This is a genomic window from Aurantiacibacter xanthus, from assembly GCF_003584015.1.
In the GTDB taxonomy this organism is placed as follows: domain Bacteria; phylum Pseudomonadota; class Alphaproteobacteria; order Sphingomonadales; family Sphingomonadaceae; genus Alteraurantiacibacter; species Alteraurantiacibacter xanthus.
Window position 1 is genome coordinate 44,039 of the sequence record NZ_QXFM01000064.1, and the last position, 19,077, is coordinate 63,115.

Annotated in this window: 16 protein-coding genes; 13 read left to right on the forward strand and 3 right to left on the reverse strand. The window is 66.2% G+C overall.

The window, feature by feature from the left end; all coding sequences use genetic code 11:
- Nucleotides 1-138: 138 nt before the first annotated feature.
- The 8 genes from nuoK to D2V17_RS06535 all read left to right on the forward strand — a co-directional run bounded on the left by nuoK (nucleotide 139) and on the right by D2V17_RS06535 (nucleotide 9,035).
- The gene (nuoK, locus tag D2V17_RS06500) at nucleotides 139-444 is read left to right on the forward strand and encodes an NADH-quinone oxidoreductase subunit NuoK (RefSeq protein WP_119592284.1); all 306 of its coding nucleotides are present in this window, start codon (nucleotides 139-141) and stop codon (nucleotides 442-444) included.
- A 145-nt stretch (nucleotides 445-589) separates the two neighbouring features.
- A complete protein-coding gene (gene nuoL, locus D2V17_RS06505; RefSeq protein ID WP_119592285.1) occupies nucleotides 590-2,590 on the forward strand; it encodes an NADH-quinone oxidoreductase subunit L in 2,001 nt (666 codons plus the stop codon).
- Nucleotides 2,590-4,122, forward strand: a complete 1,533-nt coding sequence (locus tag D2V17_RS06510; RefSeq protein WP_119592286.1) for an NADH-quinone oxidoreductase subunit M — start codon at nucleotides 2,590-2,592, stop codon at nucleotides 4,120-4,122. Before nuoL ends, D2V17_RS06510 begins: the two co-directional genes overlap by 1 nt.
- Entirely contained in the window at nucleotides 4,122-5,588 is a 1,467-nt protein-coding gene (gene nuoN, locus D2V17_RS06515) for an NADH-quinone oxidoreductase subunit NuoN (protein ID WP_119592287.1), read from the forward strand. Before D2V17_RS06510 ends, nuoN begins: the two co-directional genes overlap by 1 nt.
- A gap of 7 nt (nucleotides 5,589-5,595) precedes the next feature.
- Entirely contained in the window at nucleotides 5,596-6,315 is a 720-nt protein-coding gene (locus tag D2V17_RS06520; RefSeq protein ID WP_119592288.1) for a biotin--[acetyl-CoA-carboxylase] ligase, read from the forward strand.
- Entirely contained in the window at nucleotides 6,315-7,106 is a 792-nt protein-coding gene (locus tag D2V17_RS06525) for a type III pantothenate kinase (RefSeq protein WP_119592289.1), read from the forward strand. The genes D2V17_RS06520 and D2V17_RS06525 overlap by 1 nt, the downstream gene beginning before the upstream one ends.
- Nucleotides 7,103-8,761: a ribonuclease J gene (locus tag D2V17_RS06530; RefSeq protein ID WP_119592290.1), complete on the forward strand. Its 1,659-nt coding sequence runs from the start codon at nucleotides 7,103-7,105 to the stop codon at nucleotides 8,759-8,761. The genes D2V17_RS06525 and D2V17_RS06530 overlap by 4 nt, the downstream gene beginning before the upstream one ends.
- Before the next feature lies 1 nt (nucleotide 8,762).
- Complete coding sequence (locus tag D2V17_RS06535; protein ID WP_119592291.1) at nucleotides 8,763-9,035, forward strand: DUF1467 family protein; 273 nt, start codon at nucleotides 8,763-8,765, stop codon at nucleotides 9,033-9,035.
- Between the two features lie 25 nt (nucleotides 9,036-9,060).
- Here the strand turns inward: D2V17_RS06535 and D2V17_RS06540 are convergent, their stop codons facing one another.
- On the reverse strand, nucleotides 9,061-11,574 hold the full coding sequence (locus D2V17_RS06540; RefSeq protein WP_147367263.1) for a coiled-coil domain-containing protein: 2,514 nt from the start codon (nucleotides 11,572-11,574) through the stop codon (nucleotides 9,061-9,063).
- A 150-nt stretch (nucleotides 11,575-11,724) separates the two neighbouring features.
- Between D2V17_RS06540 and D2V17_RS06545 the strand changes: the two genes are divergently transcribed.
- The 4 genes from D2V17_RS06545 to D2V17_RS06560 all read left to right on the forward strand — a co-directional run bounded on the left by D2V17_RS06545 (nucleotide 11,725) and on the right by D2V17_RS06560 (nucleotide 15,620).
- Nucleotides 11,725-12,030, forward strand: coding sequence for an Hpt domain-containing protein (locus tag D2V17_RS06545; RefSeq protein ID WP_119592293.1), 306 nt, complete (start codon nucleotides 11,725-11,727; stop codon nucleotides 12,028-12,030).
- A 74-nt stretch (nucleotides 12,031-12,104) separates the two neighbouring features.
- On the forward strand, nucleotides 12,105-13,262 hold the full coding sequence (locus D2V17_RS06550; protein WP_147367265.1) for a hypothetical protein: 1,158 nt from the start codon (nucleotides 12,105-12,107) through the stop codon (nucleotides 13,260-13,262).
- Nucleotides 13,263-13,297: 35 nt separating this feature from the next.
- Nucleotides 13,298-14,245 (forward strand): hypothetical protein, encoded by a 948-nt coding sequence (locus D2V17_RS06555; RefSeq protein ID WP_147367267.1) that lies wholly within the window; start codon nucleotides 13,298-13,300, stop codon nucleotides 14,243-14,245.
- Nucleotides 14,246-14,249: 4 nt separating this feature from the next.
- Nucleotides 14,250-15,620, forward strand: a complete 1,371-nt coding sequence (locus D2V17_RS06560) for a sensor histidine kinase (RefSeq protein ID WP_119592296.1) — start codon at nucleotides 14,250-14,252, stop codon at nucleotides 15,618-15,620.
- A 34-nt stretch (nucleotides 15,621-15,654) separates the two neighbouring features.
- Here the strand turns inward: D2V17_RS06560 and D2V17_RS06565 are convergent, their stop codons facing one another.
- Nucleotides 15,655-16,941, reverse strand: a complete 1,287-nt coding sequence (locus D2V17_RS06565; protein WP_119592297.1) for a citrate synthase — start codon at nucleotides 16,939-16,941, stop codon at nucleotides 15,655-15,657.
- Between the two features lie 37 nt (nucleotides 16,942-16,978).
- Nucleotides 16,979-18,406: a glutamate--tRNA ligase gene (gene gltX / locus D2V17_RS06570; RefSeq protein WP_119592298.1), complete on the reverse strand. Its 1,428-nt coding sequence runs from the start codon at nucleotides 18,404-18,406 to the stop codon at nucleotides 16,979-16,981.
- Between the two features lie 119 nt (nucleotides 18,407-18,525).
- Here gltX and D2V17_RS06575 point away from each other — a divergent pair.
- A partial coding sequence (locus D2V17_RS06575; RefSeq protein ID WP_119592299.1) for a DUF4131 domain-containing protein occupies nucleotides 18,526-19,077 on the forward strand: 552 nt, incomplete at its 3' end.

A 19,077-nucleotide genomic window follows, 5' to 3' on the forward strand; every position in this document is an offset into this window, starting at 1 on the left:
CCAAGACCCGCTCAGCCTGAGCCGGTGTGCTTTCAGCACAGCTTCGCTTCCGAAGGCCATGCGCCGGGCTGACCTCATGCCTGCCCTTCGACAAGCTCAGGGCGAGCGGATGTGTAACATTCATTGTGGAGCCGTCTCATGATCGGCATCGAACATTACATCGTCGTCAGCTCGATCCTGTTCGTGCTGGGCGTGCTGGGGATCTTCCTCAACCGCAAGAACATCATCGTCATCCTGATGGCGATCGAGCTGATCCTGCTCAGCGTGAACATCAACCTGGTGGCCTTCAGCGCCTTCCTTGGTGATCTCACCGGGCAGATCTTCGCCATGTTCGTGCTCACCGTGGCGGCGGGCGAAGCGGCCATCGGCCTTGCCATTCTCGTTATCTACTTCCGTTCGCGCGGCACGATCGCCGTGGACGATGTCAACCGGATGAAGGGCTGAGCGTGATCTTGTCGTACTCATCCAACACCTCGTCATTGCGAGGAGCCGCAGGCGACGCGGCAATCCAGTTCGCAACGCGGCATTCTCGCGCAACCTCGGGAGCTGGATTGCTTCGCTCCGCTCGCAATGACGAAGGGGAAATGAAGTGACTACTTCCGCTTCGATCCTGATTATTGTTTTCGCCCCGCTGCTGGCGGCGATCATCGCCGGACTGGGCAACCGCAAGCTCGGGAACATGCCCGCGAAGGTGATCACCACCGGCGGCCTGTTCCTGTCGTGCGCGCTGAGCTGGCCGATCTTCCTCCAGTTCCTCGGCGGTGAGGTTCCGGCGACCGTGGTGCCCGTGCTCAAGTGGGTGCAGTCGGGCGCGATGAGCTTCGACTGGGTGCTGCGGGTCGACACGCTGACCGCGATCATGCTTGTGGTCATCACCAGCGTCTCGGCGCTGGTTCACCTCTACAGCTGGGGCTACATGTCCGACGATCCGGACCAGCCGCGCTTCTTTGCCTATCTGTCGCTGTTCACCTTCGCGATGCTGATGCTGGTGACCGCCAACAACCTGGTGCAGATGTTCTTCGGTTGGGAAGGCGTGGGCCTCGCCTCGTACCTGCTGATCGGGTTCTGGTTCCAGAAGCCCTCGGCCGGTGCCGCCGCGATCAAGGCCTTCGTGGTCAACCGCGTGGGCGACCTTGGCTTCATGCTCGGCATCTTCGGCACCTTCCTGGTGTTCCAGACCACCTCGATCCCCGAGATCCTCGCCGCCGCGCCCTCGATGGCGGGCAGCACGATCACCTTCCTCGGCCTGCGCTGGGACACGATGACGATCCTGTGTCTGCTGCTGTTCGTCGGCGCGATGGGCAAGTCGGCCCAGCTCGGCCTGCACACCTGGCTGCCCGACGCGATGGAAGGCCCGACCCCGGTTTCGGCCCTGATCCACGCTGCCACCATGGTGACCGCGGGGGTGTTCATGGTCTGCCGCCTGTCGCCGATGTTCGAGGCGGCGCCTGCCGCGCTGACCGTGGTGACGATCGTCGGCGGGGCCACCTGCTTCTTCGCCGCCACCATCGGCACCACGCAGTGGGACATCAAGCGCGTGATCGCCTATTCGACCTGCTCGCAGCTCGGCTACATGTTCTTTGCTGCCGGTGTCGGGGCCTATGGCGCGGCGATGTTCCACCTGTTCACGCACGCCTTCTTCAAGGCGCTGCTGTTCCTGGGGGCAGGCTCGGTCATCCACGCGATGCACCACGAGCAGGACATGCGCTATTATGGCGGCCTGCGTAAGCACATCCCGATTACCTTCTACGCCATGCTTGCGGGCACACTCGCGATCACGGGTCTGGGTGTCTATCACCTCGGTGCGGGCTTCGCGGGCTTCTGGTCGAAGGATGCGATCCTCGAGGCGGCCTATGCTTCGGGCACCTCGGCCGGCAATGCGGCCTTCTGGCTCGGTACGGCGGCTGCGCTGCTCACCAGCTTCTATTCATGGCGTCTGATGTTCCTCACCTTCTGGGGCAAGCCGCGCTGGATCGAGAGCGAGCACATTCAGCACTCGGTTCACAAGACGCCGGAACAGGCGGGCGCGGACACCACCGGTGGCTACCACCCGCATGAGAGCCCGTGGGTCATGCTGACCCCGCTGGTCGTGCTCAGCGTCGGCGCGGTGCTGGCCGGACAGGTGTTCCACACCCAGTTCATCGACACCGAAGCGTTCTGGAACGGTGCCATCGCCTATAACGAGCACCTGATCCACGCGATGCACGGGGTGCCGACGCTGGTGAAGTATGCCGCGTTCATCGTGATGGTGCTCGGCTTCATCGCGGCCTGGTATGCCTACATTCGCAAGCCTTCGGTGCCTGCGGCGGTGGTTCAGCAGCTCGGCCCGATCTATCGCTTCGTTTACCGCAAATGGATGTTCGACGAGCTTTACAACTACGTGTTCGTGAAGCCCGCCTTCTGGCTCGGCCGCCTGTTCTGGAAGGCCGGTGACGAAGGTACGATCAACCGCTTCGGCCCCGATGGCGCGGCATGGCTTGTCATGCGCGGCTCGGGCCTCGCCGCCCGCGTGCAATCGGGCTATCTTACCAGCTACGCGCTGATCATGCTGCTCGGCCTTGTTGCCGCCATCACCTGGGTGTTGTTCTGATGGGGGGCTTTCCGATCCTTTCCGCCATGCTGCTGGTGCCGCTCGTCGGTGCCATCGCCTGCCTGTTCTCCGAGGCTAAGACCGCCCGGGTGATCGCGCTTGTCGCCACCTTGATCGACCTTGCCCTCGGCATCGTGCTGTGGATGAACTTCGACGTGGGCGGGGCCCAGTGGCAGTTCACCGAACGCGCCGCGCTGTTCGCAGGCTTCGACTATGCGCTCGGCATCGACGGCATTGCGCTGATGCTGATCATGCTCAGCGTGTTCCTGATGCCGGTCTGCATCGGGGCAAGCTGGACTTCGATCACCAAGCGCGTGGGCGAGTACATGGCGGCCTTCCTGCTGATGGAAGTGCTGATGATCGGCGTCTTCATGGCGCAGGACATCCTGCTGTTCTACATCTTCTTCGAAGCCAGCCTGATCCCGATGTATCTGATCATCGGTATCTGGGGCGGCGACAACCGCATCTACGCTTCGTACAAGTTCTTCCTCTATACGCTGCTCGGCTCGGTGGTGATGCTGATCGCCATGCTGTGGATGGTGATGGAAGCCGGCACCACCAGCATTCCCGAGCTGATGGTCTACGACTTCCCGCCGCAGGCGCAGACCTGGCTCTGGCTCGCCTTCTTCGCCAGCTTCGCGGTGAAGATGCCGATGTGGCCGGTCCACACCTGGCTGCCCGACGCGCACGTGCAGGCACCCACCGCCGGTTCGGTGATCCTCGCGGGCGTGATGCTCAAGCTCGGCGGCTACGGCATGATCCGCTTCAGCCTGCCGATGTTCCCCGAGGCCAGCGCGCAGTTCATGTGGCTGGTGCTCGGTCTCTCGATGGTGGCCGTGGTGGTCACCAGCCTGATCGCGCTGGTCCAGCACGACATGAAGAAGCTGATCGCCTATTCGTCGGTCGCCCACATGGGCATCGTGACGGCGGGCCTGTTCGCCTTCAACACCCAGGGGCTCGAGGGCGCCATGGTGATGATGCTCAGCCACGGCCTCGTTTCGGGTGCGCTGTTCCTGTGCGTGGGCGTGATCTACGACCGGCTGCACACCCGCGAGATTTCGCGCTACGGCGGCCTTGCGATCAACATGCCGGCCTATGCCACGATCTTTCTGTTCTTCACCATGGCCTCGATCGGCCTGCCGGGTACCAGCGGCTTCGTTGCCGAGTTCCTGAGCCTCGCGGGCGTTTACCAGATTTCGAGCTGGGCCGCCTTCGTGTGCACCACCGGCATTATCCTTGGCGCTGCCTACATGCTTTACCTTTATCGCCGCGTCGCCTTCGGCGCCCAAGTCAACGAAGACGCCGCTGCCATGCCTGACCTTTCGACGCGCGAATATCTGCTGCTGGTGCCCATTGCGGCCGCCGCCTTGTGGATGGGTGTCTACCCGGAGAGCTTCCTCGCCCCGATGAGGCAGGATATCGCCGTGCTCGACGCGCGTGTGTCGCGCGCCGCGCCGCAGGGCGATGCGCATTTCAAGATGGGAACGGGCGTGTCTGCCGAAGAAGCCCATGCTGAAGGGGAGGCCCACTGATGGAACTCTCGACCTCGCTCGGCCTCGTCCTGCCCGAACTGATCCTGTCGCTTTCGGGTCTGGTCATGCTGCTGTTTGCCGCCTGGGGTGGTGATCGGCTCTCCAGCTCCATTTCGGTCGCCTGCTGTGTGGCGCTTGGTGCTGCCTTCGCTCTGGTTGCGCCCTCGGTCTGCGCTGGTGCTTCTGGCCCCGGCACGATGGCCTTCTTCGGCCAGTTCAGCGCCGACGCCTATGCGGGCATGGCCAAGCTGATGATCTACGCCGCCAGCGGTGCGGCGCTGATTGTCGCCCCGCGCTATTTCGACCGGCTCGGGGCGATGCGCGCCGAATATCCGGTGCTGATCCTGTTCGCCGCGCTCGGCATGAGCATCATGGTTTCGGCCAGCGACCTGCTCACGCTCTATATCGGCCTCGAGCTGAACTCGCTGTCGTCCTACGTGCTGGCGAGCTTCCTGCGCTCCAACGAGAAGTCGGCGGAAGCGGGCCTCAAGTACTTCGTGCTGGGTGCGCTGGCCTCGGGCATCCTGCTGTTCGGCATGAGCCTGACCTACGGCTTTACCGGCGGCACCAGCTTCGCTGCCATTCAGGCCGCCGCATCGGCGGGCGAGATGAGCACCGGCATGCTGTTCGGGCTGATCTTCGTGCTGGCGGGCCTTGCCTTCAAGATCAGCGCGGTGCCGTTCCACATGTGGACGCCCGACGTCTACGAAGGCGCGCCGACCCCGGTGACGATGTTCTTCGCCAGCGCGCCCAAGGTGGCGGCGGTGGTGCTGCTCGGACGGGTCGCGGTCGAGGCCTTCGGCTCGCAGGCCGATGCCTGGCGGCAGGTGGTGATCTTCGCTGCGCTCGCCTCGATCGTGGTCGGTGCGCTTGGCGCGATCGGTCAGAAGAACCTCAAGCGTCTGCTCGCCTATTCGTCGATCAACAACGTTGGCTTCCTGCTGGTCGGTCTTGCCGCCGCCACGCAGGCGGGCCTGGCAGCGATGCTGGTCTACCTCGCGATCTACGTCGTGATGACCATTGGCAGCTTCACCGCGCTGCTGCTGCTGCGCGATGCCGAGGGTAATCAGCTTGAGACCTTTGCTGACATTGCCGGTCTGTCGACCACCCGCCCGGCGCTGGCCTGGTGCCTGCTGCTGATCATGTTCAGCCTTGCCGGTATCCCGCCGCTGATGGGCTTCTGGGGCAAGCTGGTGGTGTTCTGGGCCGCGGTCGAGGCGAACCTGCTGGCGCTCGCCGTGCTCGGCATGGCCGCCTCCGTGATCGGCGCGTTCTACTATCTCAAGTTCGTGAAGGTGATGTTCTTCGACGAGCCTATTGACCGGGTGAAGGGCGAAGCCGACACCGCGAACTGGGTGCTGCTGGCGATCTGCGCGGTGCTGATCTCGCCGGTCGGCTATCTGCTCACGGGCTGGCTGGTGTCGGTTGCCAACACGGCCGCAGGATCGCTGCCGCTGGCAGGATAGGGCGCTGGTGCAAATCGACACCATCGGCGAAACCGGCAGCACCAACGCCGATCTCGCCGCGCGCCTGCTCGCTGGCGAGACGCTGGCCGAGGGCTACTGGCTGGTCGCCGACCGCCAGACTGCCGGGCGCGGACGGCAAGGGCGGCAGTGGCTCGATACACCGGGCAACTTCATGGGCTCGACAGTGGTTACGCTGCGCGCTGACGATCCGCCGGCGATGCAGCTGAGCATGGTTGCCGCGCTGGCGCTGCTTGAGACGGTGATGCAACGCTTGGCCGATCCTTCGCGGGTGCGGCTCAAGTGGCCGAACGACGTGCTGCTCGATGGCGCCAAGTTCAGCGGTATCCTGCTGGAGCGGGTGAAGGACCATGCGGTGATCGGCATCGGGGTGAACCTTGTGGCCGCTCCGCCTGTCGAGGGCCGCGAGACGCGGGCGCTGTCGGCGCTGGGTCCGGCCCCGCAGCGTGACGCCTTCGCGCGCGATCTCGCCGCAGCATTCGCCAGCGAAGTTGCGCGCTGGCGCAGCCATAGCGGCGACGATCTGCGCACCCGCTGGCTGGCCGCGGCCCACCCGCTCGGCACCCCGTTGTCGGTTCATGACGAGCGCGGCCTTGCGGTTTCCGGCCAGTTCGCCGGTCTTGCCGACGACGGCGCGCTGATCCTTCGCTTGGACGATGGCAGCCAGCGTGTCATTCACGCAGGCGACGTGACCGAGGAGAAAGCCTGATGCTGCTGGCGATTGATGTTGGCAACACCAATGTCGTGTTCGCGCTGGTCGAATATGGCGAGGGCGGACACACGATCCGCACCCGCTGGCGGATCGCCACCGACCCGCGCCGCACCGCCGACGAATATGCGGTCTGGCTGGTGCAGCTCATGGCGATCGAGGGGATTGATCGCGCCGAGGTGAGCGAGGTCATCATCGGCTCGGTGGTGCCGCGCGCGGACCACAACCTCACCGTGCTGGCCGAGAAGTACTTCGGGGTCGAGCCGCTGTTCGCCGGGCAGGGCAAGGCCGCCTGGCAGTTCGAGATCGATGTCGAGCAGCCCAGCTCGCTCGGGGCGGACCGCGCGCTCAACTGCATCGCCGCGCACAAGCTGATCGGCGGAGACCTGATCGTGGTCGACTTCGGCACCGCCACCAAGTTCGAGGCGGTCGACTTCAACGGTGCCTACAAGGGCGGCATCATCGCCCCCGGCATCAACCTCTCGCTCGACGCGCTGGTCGGCAAGACCGCCAAGCTCCCGCGCATCGCCATCGCCGCGCCCGAGAGCGACAGCGTGATCGGTCGCAACACCGAAAGCCAGATGCTGATCGGCGTCTACTGGGGCTATGTCGCGATGATGGAGGGCCTGATCGCGCGCATGAAGGATGAGATCGGACGGCCCGTAAAGGTGCTCGCCACCGGCGGGCTTGCCGTGCTGTTCGACGAGCATACCCAGGTGTTCGACATGGTCGAACCCGAATTGACCCTGCATGGCCTCGCCATTCTCGCAACTCAGGCAAAGGCCACATGAAAAAAGACTTTACTCCCGAAGACGAACTGCTGTTCCTCGCGCTTGGCGGCTCGGGCGAGATCGGGATGAACCTCAATCTCTACGGTTGCCGGGGCAAGTGGCTGATGGTCGATCTCGGCATGAGCTTCGGCGCGGCGGAATATCCCGGCACCGAGCTGATGTTCCCCGATCCCGACTTCATCGAGGACCGGCTCGACGACCTGATCGGCATCGTCCTCACCCACGCGCACGAGGACCATATCGGCGCGATCCCCTATTTCGCTGCCGATTTCGGCGTGCCGCTCTATGCCACGCCCTTCACCGCCGACCTGATCCTGCGCAAGCTGGGGGAGGCGGGGCTGGTCGATGCGGTCGAGCTGAACGTGATCCCCGACGATCACGGCTCGATCACGCTCGATCCCTTCACCATCACCTATATCCCGCTCGCGCACTCGATTGCCGAGGGCAACGCGCTGCTGATCGAGACCCCGTTCGGCCACGTGTTCCACACCGGCGACTGGAAGCTCGACGACGAGCCGCAGATCGGCACGCCGGCCACTGAGGCCGAGCTGACCGAGATCGGCAACGAGGGTGTGCTGGCGCTGGTCTGCGATTCGACCAATGTGTTCAACGATGCCACCTCGGGCTCGGAAGGCGAGGTCTATCGCGGACTGCTGGAGGAGGTTTCGCTCCATCGCGGCAAGCGGGTGCTGGTCACCACCTTCGCCTCCAACGTGGCACGCTTGCAGACCCTGGGCGCGATTGCCGAGCAGACCGGACGGCGGCTGTGCGTGGCCGGACGCTCGCTCGACCGGATCATCGAGGTGGCGCAGGATAACGGCTATCTCGAAGACCTGCCCGAGCTGGTCGACTTCGACACCGCGATGGGCCTGCCGCGCGGCGAGGTGCTGATCCTCGCCACCGGCGGGCAGGGCGAACCGCGCGCGGCGCTCGCCCGGATCGCGGAGGACAACCACCCGCTGCAACTGGTCTCGGGCGACGTGGTGCTGTTCTCCAGCCGCCAGATCCCCGGCAACGAACTCGCCATCGGCCGGGTGCAGAACATGCTGGCCGAGTGCGGGATCACCATGGTCACCGACCGGCAGAGCGAAATCCACGTCTCGGGTCATCCGGGGCGACCCGACCTGAAGGCGCTCTATGGCTGGCTGCGGCCGGAGATACTGGTGCCGGTCCACGGCGAAATCCGCCATATGCAGGAGCAGGCCCGGTTCGGCGAACGCTGCGGGATCGAGCACAATGTGTTCCAGAAGAACGGCGATATCGTCCGCCTCGCGCCGGGTGCGCCGGGCAAGATCGGCGAGATCCACACCGGGCGTCTGGTGCTCGATGGCGACATTATCGTGCCCGCCGATGGCGATGCGGTCACCATGCGCCGCCGCCTTGCCCGCGACGGCATCCTGATCGTCGTGCTGGGGCAGGGCGATGACCTCCGTATCGAGGGAATTGGCCTGCCGCTCGACGAGGACTATCCCGCCTTCGTCACCGAGGCGCGGGCCGACGTGCTGACCGCCATCGGCAAGCTGCGCGGTCCCGAGCGCAAGAGCGAGGACGCCATCGCCGAAGCCGCGCGCCTTGCCGCGCGCCGCTGTGCGCAGCGCTGGTCGGGCAAGAAGCCGCAGACCCGCGTGATCCTCGCCAGAACACCGGAAGTTTGAGATGAAAATCACCTCGATAATCGCGATCTATGGCCTGTTCTGGGTGATGAGCGCATTTCTGATGCTGCCGCTCGGCGTGAAAACGGCCGACGAAGTGGGCATCGCCAAGGTGCCCGGACAGGCCGATAGCGCGCCTGCCCATTTCCACGGGTGGAAGGTGGTCTGGCGGGCGACGCTGCTGGCCGCTGCGCTGTGCGCGCTGTTCGTCGCCAACTACATCGAGGAATGGGTGGTGATGGACGATATCAACCTGTTCGGCGAACCGCCGGAATAAGGTTGATATCGCCTGAGCCGCCGGGTCAGTCGCGCAGGCGGTCGATCGCCTGCGCGAGCATCACGTAAAGCTTGCCCACATCGGACGACAGCAGCGTCACCGCCACGGCATTGCCGTCGCGGGTGGAGAGCACGTTGCGCAGCATCGCCTCGAAATCGTGGATGTAACGGTTGACCGTCTCGCGGAACTCGCTGTCGTTCATATAGATTTCGTGCACCGAGCGCGCTTCCTGCTTGTCGAGCAGGCGCACGGCGCGGCGGGTGAAGATGCCGCGGTCGCCGCGCAGATACTGCGCCCATTGCGTGTCGGCCACTTCGTCCTCGAACGCACGCGAAATGTCGATGGCCGAGGAATTGAGCGCTTCGGTAATCGCGGCCATGCGGCGGGTGAAGTCGTGGTCGACCTGCTCTTCCGCTCTTTCGCGCGCGGTGGCGACGCGCTGTTCGAGGTTGCCCGTCAGCTCGTTGACGGCGGCCAGCTGGTCGCGCAACTGGCGTGCGCTTTCGCGGCTCGCCTCGCTGGCGCGCTCGGTCGCTTCCTGCAGTTCGGTGATGGCCGATTGCGCTTCGCGGGCAAGTGCCTCGGCTATGGCGGCATTGCTGTCGCGCGCGATCGTGTCGGCCACCTCGCGGATCGCTTCGTTCTGGTCGGAGCGCAGGCTCTCCACCGCCGCCTGCGAACCCGCGGTGAGCGCGGCGATGGCGTCCTGCAACTCGCCGCGCGTCTGTTCGGCCAGGGCTTTCGAGCGTTCCGCCACGTCGGCCAGCTGCGCTTCGAGACGCTCCAGCACCTCCACTGCACCGGTGCCGTCGTTCTTCGCGGTCTCGATGTGGCCGGCGAGAACCGCGCCGCGCGCTTCGGCGTCCTTCAAGAGGGCACCGACCCGTTCGGCATGACCGTGGAAGCCGGTCAGGCGGTCGCGGGCTTCGGCAATGGCGCCGGTCAGTTCGCCTTCGGCCTGCAGCTTGCCCGCTTGCAGAACTTCGAGCAGGCGCACGCTGTCGTCGGTCAGCGAGGCAACGGCCCGGCTGTTGTCGTCGAGCGTCTGCCTGCTGGCGTGGAGCCGCCCTTCAAGCTGCTCCATCGATCCGGCGATATCGCCATTGGTTTCGGTGAAGCGGCTGCCGAGGCTGGCGATATCGGCATCGATTGCGGCGAGCCGCTCGGCGATGCTTTCGCTGCGCTGCGCCAGTTGCTCGACATGCGCGAGATGGGCTTCCTCGCGCCCGGCGATCTGCTCGTCGAACTGCGCCATCCGGTGTTCGAGCGCGGCCAGCGCCTCGCGTTCGCGGCGGGCGGCTTCGTCCTGCCGCCGGGCCAGGTCAGCCTCGAACCCGGCAAAGCCCTGCGCGAGCGAAGCGTCGATGCGCGCCGCCTCTTCGGCCAGCGCCGAGAGCCGCGCGCGCGCATTGGCAATCGCGCCTTCGTCGGTCATCGCCACGCGGTCGATTGCCTCGGTGAGGCGGGTTTCGAGCGCTTCGATCATGTCGACCAGCTCACGGCCGGCCTGATCGCGGTTTTCGCCCATCCGTTCGAGGATGTCGTCGCATTCGCTGGCGAGGATGTTCACCCGCTCGCGAATCTGCGCGATGCTGCGCTCCTCGATCTCGATCAGCTTGGCGTTGCGGCTGTCGAGGAAATCGACGAGCTTTTCGGCGCGGGCTTCGGTCTCGGCCAGAGCTTGCTGGTCGCGCTCGTAGATCTTGCGCTGGAAGTCCTCGCTCTGGCGGTTGAGGTCGGCAAAGGTCGCAAGCGCATTGTTGCCCAGCTGGCTCGATTGCTGCTCGAACTCGGCGATGGTGCGGGCGATCAGCGCGGTCATGGCCTCGACATGGGCGCGGCCCGCAGCGCCATGATCCTCCAGCTGGCCCATGGCCGAGGTGAGGGCGACGACCTGATCGTTGGCGATATTGCCGACGCTGCCGATCAGATTGGTCATGTCGCGTGCGGCATTGCCGAGCACCGGGAACTGGTCGCGCAGCCGCTCCATATTGGCGACGGCGCTTTCGCCGACATGGCTGATTCGCTCGATCCGGTCGCCATTGACGGTGATCAGGCCCTGCAATGTCTCCGCACTGCCAGTCAAGCGCTCGGTCGCGACGCGGCCAAGCGATTCGAGATCGCGCGATTGCGAGGCGATGAAGTCACGCGCAAGGCTCAGTTCGCGATTGACGACGGTGAGCCGCGCTTCAAGCGCGCTGCTTTCGGCGGCCAGCATGCGGGCGGTATCGGCGAAGCGGCGTTGCTGGGCGCGGCCCGTGCGCAGCAACGCCTGCCACAGCAGCGCCAGCAACAGCAGCGGCACCAGCAGCTCGAACAGGCCCGACATCCAGTCGGACGGCGCAGCACCGCCCGACAGGCTATCGCGTTGCGCCCAGACGCAAAAACCAGCCCAGCCAACCATCAGCGCCCCGAACACGATCGCGAGCATGCGGTCGCGCGAGGATGCCTCGGAGGTCTCTTCCTCCACCCAGGCCTCTTCGTGGGCAGGCTGGTGTTCCTGCGACACATTGTCCGCCGCGTGCTCGTCGCTGCTCATATTGGTCGCTTCTGTCTGTTGTGCCGGGCTGTCGGCCATATCGATGTCGCCTAGCACGAGGACTCGTTTACGGTTGGTCATCAGTTCGATTTATCACACCGGACCTGCGGAGAAACCCCGACTTAACACCTGATCCCCATATTCGCGGGAATGGCTTACGAATCAGGCAGCTTCGAAGCGGCGATTGCCGCCGCGGCAGGCGCGGATGCGGATCTGCGCGCGCAGCTGATCGGCGGCTTTGTCGAGAGCGTGGTCACTCAGATCGACCTGCTCGGTCGTGCGCGGTGCGACGGGAACTGGCATGTTGCGGCACAGCGGCTCAAGGGTCTGGGGGCGAGCTTTCACGATGGCGAACTGGTCGCGCTGGCCGAGCGGGCGCTCGACAGCGCTCCGGGCGATCCGGTGGCGGTGCGTCATCTCATGGATTACTCGGTCCGGCTCACCGCGAAGACATAGGCATTCGGGGCGCTTGGCAGCAGGGGGGCAAGCGCCTAGCTAGGCGCGAATGATTTGCCCTGAGACCTGTTGAAATGCGTGCCGCTCTAATAATCCTGCAACCCGTCGGCGCTGAGCCGGCGCCCGCCGTGCTGGGCCGCAGCCTTGCCCTGCGCCAACTCGATTTCGCCCGCCATTGCGAGTGCGATGTGCTCCTCCTGCTTGCTCGCGGTGTGACGGGCGAGGCCAACGAATTGCGCCATGCGGCAGAGGATGCCGGAATGCGCGTGCAACTGCTCGGCAGTGCCGAGGCGCTTTCCGGCGTGGTCCAGCCAGGTGACAGCCTGCTGGTGATGCACGAAGATCTGCTGCCGTTCTGCCACGAAGCCTCCTCGGCGCTGGTGGAAGACAACTGCGTGATCATTCTCGACGCTGGCGCGGGCACCCGCGCCGGGTTCGAGCGCATCGACATCGACCGTGCCTGGGGCGGGGCGCTGATGATCGACGGCGCGGCGCTGCGCGGCCTGTCGGGCCTCGGCGGAGATTTCGCCCCGGCCTCGGCGCTGTTGCGGATCGCCTTGCAGCAAGGCACGCGCCAGCGGCGGCTCGATGCGGGCACGCTCGGCAGCGGCGAGTGGCAACTCGTCGCCAGCGACGAACACGCCGCGCGGGTCGAGCAATTGTGGCTTGGCCACATGCTCGAACGGCCCGGCTTGCTGCGGCCCACGGCCTGGCTCGCGCATCGCCTGCTGAAGCCCTTTGCTGCCGGTCTGGCGAGCCGCACATCGGCGCGCGCGGGAATCGCGGCGGTCACGGTGCTGGCGCTGATTGGGGCGCTGGCGGCGGTCTATCTGGGGCATGTCGCGGCGGGGCTCGGCGGGATTCTCGTCGCCGCGCTGCTGCCCGAATTCGCGCGCCAGTTGGCGCAGGTGAGCGCGACACCCTCGGCCCCTTCGCGCAACTGGCCGTGGCTGGGCTGGCTGGTCGATGGCGCGCTGGTGGCGGCGCTGGCCTTGCCGATCGAGGGATCGTTGCATCATATGTTGTTCGCGCCGCTGATGGTCGGGGCGGCGCTGCTGCTGCTTGATCGCGCCAGCGGGCCGCGCTGGGTGACGCTGGTGCGCGATCGCGGGATCGTGCTGGTCGTGGCGCTGGTGGCGAGCGTGCTGCTGCCGGCCGAGGAGGCCGCGATGCTGCTGGCCGCGCTGCTGACGGTTTTCCTGCTGTTTTCGCGCCTGCGCGAAAGGGCATAACGCAGCCTTAACCAAAACCGCCTATGGCCGGAGGGATGAGCGGAGATTCCCCCGGCACGCCGTCGATCGAACAGGTCGAGGCGGTGATGCGCTTCGAGCTGTCGCGCGGCGATGCCTTGCTGGCGTCCACGCAGCCCGTGCTGGCGCACCTGATCAGCAGCGGCGATCAGGTACAGTTCAGCGACGAGATCATCGCGCGCATACGCGGCATGGCGGGCCATGCGGCGCGCCAGCTGCTCGATGCCGTGGCCGGGGCCGATGGCGCGCTCGACCGCGAGGCACTGCTTTCCCTCCACCGCGAGCCGCTGACCGAGGCGATCCTCGCCGACAGCGGCTTTCTTGCCCACGCTCATGCCCTCGCGCTGGAAACGCACTGGGCGGACAAGCTGCACCAGCGTTGCGGGCTCGACCCGGTGCTGACGCCGTTCCTGCAGGAGCTGACCGCAGTGGCCGATCCCGACATCGCGGGCGCCGCCATGCATGTGCTGGCGGCGCAGGCGCGCTTCGTGCAGCAACAGCGGCGCATGGAGCTGACGCTGGGCGAGCTGCCCGCCGATCTGTTCCACCGCCTGCTGCTTGCCCTGCGCGGGCTGGATGACTTGCCCGATCCGGCGGCTGAGCTGGCCGAGGCGCATCTGCGCCAGGCGTTCGACGAGGCGGCGAGCCGCGCCGGACAGATGGCGCAGTTGCTGCTGGCGCTGGAACACGAGGCTGACCGGGCGCTCGCCCTCGACCACGCGGGCCTCGCGCTGTTTGCGAGCGCGCTGGCACTTGCCACGGGCCAGAGCCGCGACCTTGCCATTCACGCGCTGGGCGAAAATCAGCTCGCGCGGCTTGCCCTTGCCCTGCGTGCGGCGGGTCTGCCGCAAAGCGCGGTCGAGGCCCAGTTCCTGCTGCTTCACCCCGAGATCACCCTGCCGCCGGGCTTCGACGGCCTCAGCGCCGAACGTGCTGCCGCCTTGCTCGCTCTGGCGCGGGACTGAGGCCATGCCCGGCAGCTCCACCTTGCGCACCCACGCGCGGACCGACGGCGCGGACCGCCTGATCGCGGCGGACGAACCGCTGGCCGGTCTGCACCTGCGCTGCGGAGGAGAGGTGCCCGGAGCGATTGTCGCCCCGGCCTTGCGCGAAGTGGTGCAGATGGCGCGCGAATATGGCCTCAAGCTGGCGCGCCGCCTGCGCATGGCCGACGACCGCGAGGTCTTCTCCATGTGGGTCGAGGTCGAGCCGGAAGGCGAGGGGTGCCGGGTTGCCATCTCCAACTGGCGCAGCGAGGGCCGCCCGCCTGCCAACGTGAGCGACGACGAGCACCGCATCGCCATGGCGCGCCACATGGCCGCGCTCAGCGCCCGGCTCGGGCCGCGACAGGAACTGCTTGCGATTGACAGTCACGGGGCCGAACTGGCGCCGCTCGCACAGCAGATGACCAGTGGCGCCGGACGCCCCTGGACCGACTTCGTCTCGCTGGAGGGCAACGTTCACCAGCAGCCGCTGCACTGGCGCCTGCTCGATGGCGCGCGACTGCGGGTGGCGGGGCTGCCGCAATTGTGGACCGCGCACCTCGTCCCGCTCGGCGGCGGCGAACCGGGCAGCGGCGGTTTCGAGCTGTTGCTGGTCTCCGATGCGCCTGCACCTGCCGTGGCCCAGCCTGCGCCCGCTCCGGCGGCTCCGCGCCACAACGGGATCGACCGCAAGATCGCGCCGGTGCTGCGTCAGCCGGTCTCGCGCATCATCGCCAATGCCGAGACGATCCGCTCGCAGCTCTCCGGCCCGCTGGCCGACGAGTATACGAACTATGCCGCCGACATCACGGCGGCGGGCGAGCACCTGCTGGCCCTGATCGAAGATCTCACCACGCTGGAGCTGATCGAGGACGACAGCTTCTCGCCCGCGCCCGACCAGATCGACCTTGCCGACGTGGCGCGCCGTGCAGCCGGTATTCTCGGCATGCGCGCGCGTGACCGGCAGATCAGCGTCGATGTGCCGAAGGCCGGTGAGAGTGCGCCGGCTATCGGCGAGTTCCGGCGGGTGCTGCAGATCGTGCTCAACCTGCTCGGCAATGCGATCCGCTATTCGCCCGAGGGTTCGTCGATCTGGCTGCGCGCAGAGAGCGAAGGCGGCATAGCCAGCCTCACAGTGGCCGATCAGGGCGAGGGTTTGAACGCCGAAGAGATCCTCCGCGTCTTCACCAAGTTCGAGCGGCTCGGGCGCAGCGGCGACGGCGGCTCGGGGCTCGGCCTCTATATCTCGCGCCGTCTGGCCGAGGCGATGGGCGGCACCCTGACGGTCGAAAGCGCGAAGGGGCAGGGTGCCCGCTTCACGCTTTCGTTACCGGCGGACCAGGCCGCCACTTCCTGATTTTGGCGGGCGCCGCAGCACCCGCCGCAACCGATTACCGCTTCTCGACCGGCACGTAGTCGCGCTGCGTCGGCCCGGTGTAGAGCTGACGCGGACGGCCGATCTTCTGGCCGGGGTCGGAGATCATCTCGTTCCACTGCGCCACCCAGCCCACGGTGCGGGCCAGCGCGAAGAGCGCGGTGAACATCGTGGTCGGGAAGCCGATCGCGCTGAGGATGATGCCCGAGTAGAAGTCGACGTTCGGGAACAGCTTCTTCTCGGCGAAGTAGTCGTCCGACAGCGCCAGCTCTTCGAGACGCAGCGCGGTCTCGAACACCGGATCGGTGACCTTGAGCGCATCGAACACCTCGCGCACGGTCTTCTGCATCACCGTCGCGCGCGGGTCGTAGTTCTTGTAGACCCGGTGGCCGAAGCCCATCAGACGGAACGGATCGTTCTTGTCCTTGGCGCGCTCGATGTAGTGCGGGATACGGTCGGGCGTGCCGATTTCCTGCAACATGTTGAGCGCCGCTTCGTTCGCGCCGCCATGCGCCGGGCCCCACAGGCAGGCGATGCCGGCAGCGATACAGGCAAACGGGTTCGCCCCCGAGGAACCGGCGAGGCGCACGGTGCTGGTCGAGGCGTTCTGCTCGTGGTCGGCATGGAGGATGAAGATCCGGTCCATCGCCTTTTCAACCGCCGGGATCACCTCATATTCCTCGGCCGGGACGCCGAAGGTCATCTTGAGGAAGTTGCCGGTGTAGCTCAGCGAATTGTCGGGATAGAGGAACGGCTGCCCCACCGAATACTTGTAGGCCATGGCCGCGATGGTCGGCATCTTGGCGATCAGGCGGTGGCTGGCGATGCGGCGCTGCACCGGATCGGAGATGTCGGTGCTGTCGTGGTAGAACGCCGAGAGCGCGCCGACCACGCCGCACATGATCGCCATCGGGTGCGCGTCGCGGCGGAAACCGCGGTAGAAGGTCATCAGCTGCTCGTGCAGCATGGTGTGACGGGTGATGGTGTTCTCGAAGGTGTCGAGTTCGCTCTTGCTCGGCAGTTCGCCGTTCAGCAGCAGATACGAGACTTCCATGAAGCTGGAGTGCTCGGCCAGCTGCCCGATGGGGTAGCCACGGTGCAGCAGCACGCCTTCTTCACCGTCGATGAAGGTCAGCGCGCTTTCGCAGCTGGCGGTCGAGGTGAAGCCGGGGTCGTAGGTAAAGGCACCCGTAGTTCCATAAAGCTTGCGGATGTCGACCACATCGGGCCCGCAGCTCCCCTGCAACACCGGAAATTCGTGCGCTTTGCCGCCGATTTCGAGTTTCGCTTGCTTGTCCGCCAAAGCCTGTTCTCCTGTGTTAGTAGGTGTGTTTCCGCCGTCAGGACCGGGCCTGCGCGTCGATCCGCGCAAGGCTTTCGTCCCTGCCGAGCAGGACCAGTACATCGAAAATTCCGGGCGAAGTCGTTTGCCCAGTCAGAGCTGCGCGCAAAGGCTGCGCGAGCTTGCCGAGGCCGAGCCCCAAGTCTTCTGCGTAGGCCTTGAGATTGGCCTCCAGCGGCTCGGTTGTCCAGTCCTTCTCGGCTGCCAGACGCTGCGAAATCGTCGCCAGACGACTGCGCGCCTCGTCGTCGAGCAGGTCTGTCGCTTTTTCGGTCAGGCCGAGCGGGCGCTGCGCAAACAGGAAGCGCGCACCGTCGGCCAACTCGCCCAGATCGCGCGCGCGCGTCTTGAGCACGGGCATGGCCTCGGTCAGCAGCTTTTCATCGGCCTCGGGGCCGATCCGTGCGGCCACCAGAGCGGCAAGGCGCGCATCGTCGGCCTCGCGGATGAAGTTGCCGTTCATGTTGGCGAGCTTCTTCATGTCGAAGCGGCTCGGGCCCTTGTTTACGCCGGAAAGGTCGAACAGCGCGATGGCTTCCTCGCGGGTGAACTCTTCCTTGTCGCCATGGCCCCAGCCAAGGCGCAGGAGATAGTTGAACAGCGTTTCAGGCAGGATGCCCAGTTCGTCGCGATAGGCATCGACACCGAGTGCGCCATGACGCTTCGAGAGCTTGGCGCCATCGTTGCCGTGGATCAGCGGGATATGGGCATAGACCGGCTCGTCCCAGCCATCCTCGATTCCCTGCATCGCGCGGATCAGCTGGAGCTGGCGGAAGGCGTTGTTGAGGTGGTCGTCACCGCGGATGATGTGGGTGACGCCCATGTCGACATCGTCGACCACCACGGCCAGCATGTAGGTAGGGGTGCCGTCGGCGCGCAGGAGGATGAAGTCGTCCAGCTCCTTGTTGGCGACCTTGACGCGGCCCTGCACGGCGTCCTCGATCACGGTGTCGCCGCCGGTCTCCGCCTTCAGGCGGATCACGAAGGGCGCGCCTGCGGGGGCCTCGGAGGGATCGCGGTCGCGCCAGCGCCCGTCATAGCGCATCGGCTGCTTGTTGGCGCGCTGCTGCTCGCGCATTTCGGCGAGCTCCTCGGGCGTGGCGAAGCACTTGTAGGCCTTGCCCGCATCGAGCAGCTTCATCGCCACTTCGGCATGGCGCGGCGCGCGTTCGGACTGGAATACCGGTTCCCCGTCGAACTCGAGCCCGAGCCAGTTCAGCCCGTCGAAGATGACGTCGATGGCTTCCTTGGTGCTGCGCTGCTTGTCGGTGTCCTCGATCCTGAGCAAGGCCTTGCCGCCGCAGTGGCGGGCATAGAGCCACGAGAACAGTCCGGTGCGGGCATTGCCGATGTGGAGAAAGCCGGTCGGGCTGGGCGCGAAGCGGGTGACGACCGGACGGTCTGCCGTGCTGCCTGCGCTTGCCATATTCACGTAATCCTGTCCTAATCTTGTTGATGGCCACGCATTCGCCTCCGCAAGTTCCGCTAGGGGACGATACGGGCAATGCTGCGACGCAGCAGCCGCATAGGCTGAGGCGTGTCTCTTTGTCCAGTCTTGGCGACGGGGCCGAGGAATTCCTTGCCTCTGCGGGCTTCGATCGCGGGCCCTGGCTGGCGGTGGCCTTTGCCGGGGGCGTGGCGGCGTGGTTCGTGCTGCCGGGGCCTGCTGCGTGGGTCGCGACGATAGCAGCGGGGGCCGTGGCCGCGCTGGGAGCACTCGCGGCATGGCGCGGACGTGAGGACCGGGCGCGGCTGACGCTGGCGATTGTCGCGGTCGGCCTGCTGGTCGCTGCCGGGGTGGCGACGGGCTGGGCGCGCTCGGCAATGGTGGGGACGGAAGCGTTCGCGCGTCCGGTGTCGGCTCATCTGGAGGGGCGTGTGCTCGAACGGATCGAGCAACCGGCGGACGAGCGCGTCCGGCTGGTGCTCGCGATCCGCGATCCCGACACCGGCGCGCCCGCCAAGGTCCGCATCAACGTGCCGCTGGCAGAGGACGACCCTGCCTATCGCGAGGGCGCGCTGATCGCCTTCACCGCGCGGCTGATGCCGCCCGCCGCGCCGATGCTGCCCGGCGGCTACGACTTCGCGCGCAGCGCC

Coding starts and splice junctions, on each gene's coding strand:
- nuoK (WP_119592284.1), top strand. CDS start 139: ATGATCGGCATCGAACATTACATCGTCGTCAGCTCGATCCTGTTCGTG.
- D2V17_RS06510 (WP_119592286.1), top strand. CDS start 2,590: ATGGGGGGCTTTCCGATCCTTTCCGCCATGCTGCTGGTGCCGCTCGTC.
- nuoN (WP_119592287.1), top strand. CDS start 4,122: ATGGAACTCTCGACCTCGCTCGGCCTCGTCCTGCCCGAACTGATCCTG.
- D2V17_RS06525 (WP_119592289.1), top strand. CDS start 6,315: ATGCTGCTGGCGATTGATGTTGGCAACACCAATGTCGTGTTCGCGCTG.
- D2V17_RS06530 (WP_119592290.1), top strand. CDS start 7,103: ATGAAAAAAGACTTTACTCCCGAAGACGAACTGCTGTTCCTCGCGCTT.
- D2V17_RS06535 (WP_119592291.1), top strand. CDS start 8,763: ATGAAAATCACCTCGATAATCGCGATCTATGGCCTGTTCTGGGTGATG.
- D2V17_RS06540 (WP_147367263.1), bottom strand. CDS start 11,574: ATGAGCAGCGACGAGCACGCGGCGGACAATGTGTCGCAGGAACACCAG.
- D2V17_RS06545 (WP_119592293.1), top strand. CDS start 11,725: ATGGCTTACGAATCAGGCAGCTTCGAAGCGGCGATTGCCGCCGCGGCA.
- D2V17_RS06550 (WP_147367265.1), top strand. CDS start 12,105: ATGCGTGCCGCTCTAATAATCCTGCAACCCGTCGGCGCTGAGCCGGCG.
- D2V17_RS06555 (WP_147367267.1), top strand. CDS start 13,298: ATGAGCGGAGATTCCCCCGGCACGCCGTCGATCGAACAGGTCGAGGCG.
- D2V17_RS06560 (WP_119592296.1), top strand. CDS start 14,250: ATGCCCGGCAGCTCCACCTTGCGCACCCACGCGCGGACCGACGGCGCG.
- gltX (WP_119592298.1), bottom strand. CDS start 18,406: ATGGCAAGCGCAGGCAGCACGGCAGACCGTCCGGTCGTCACCCGCTTC.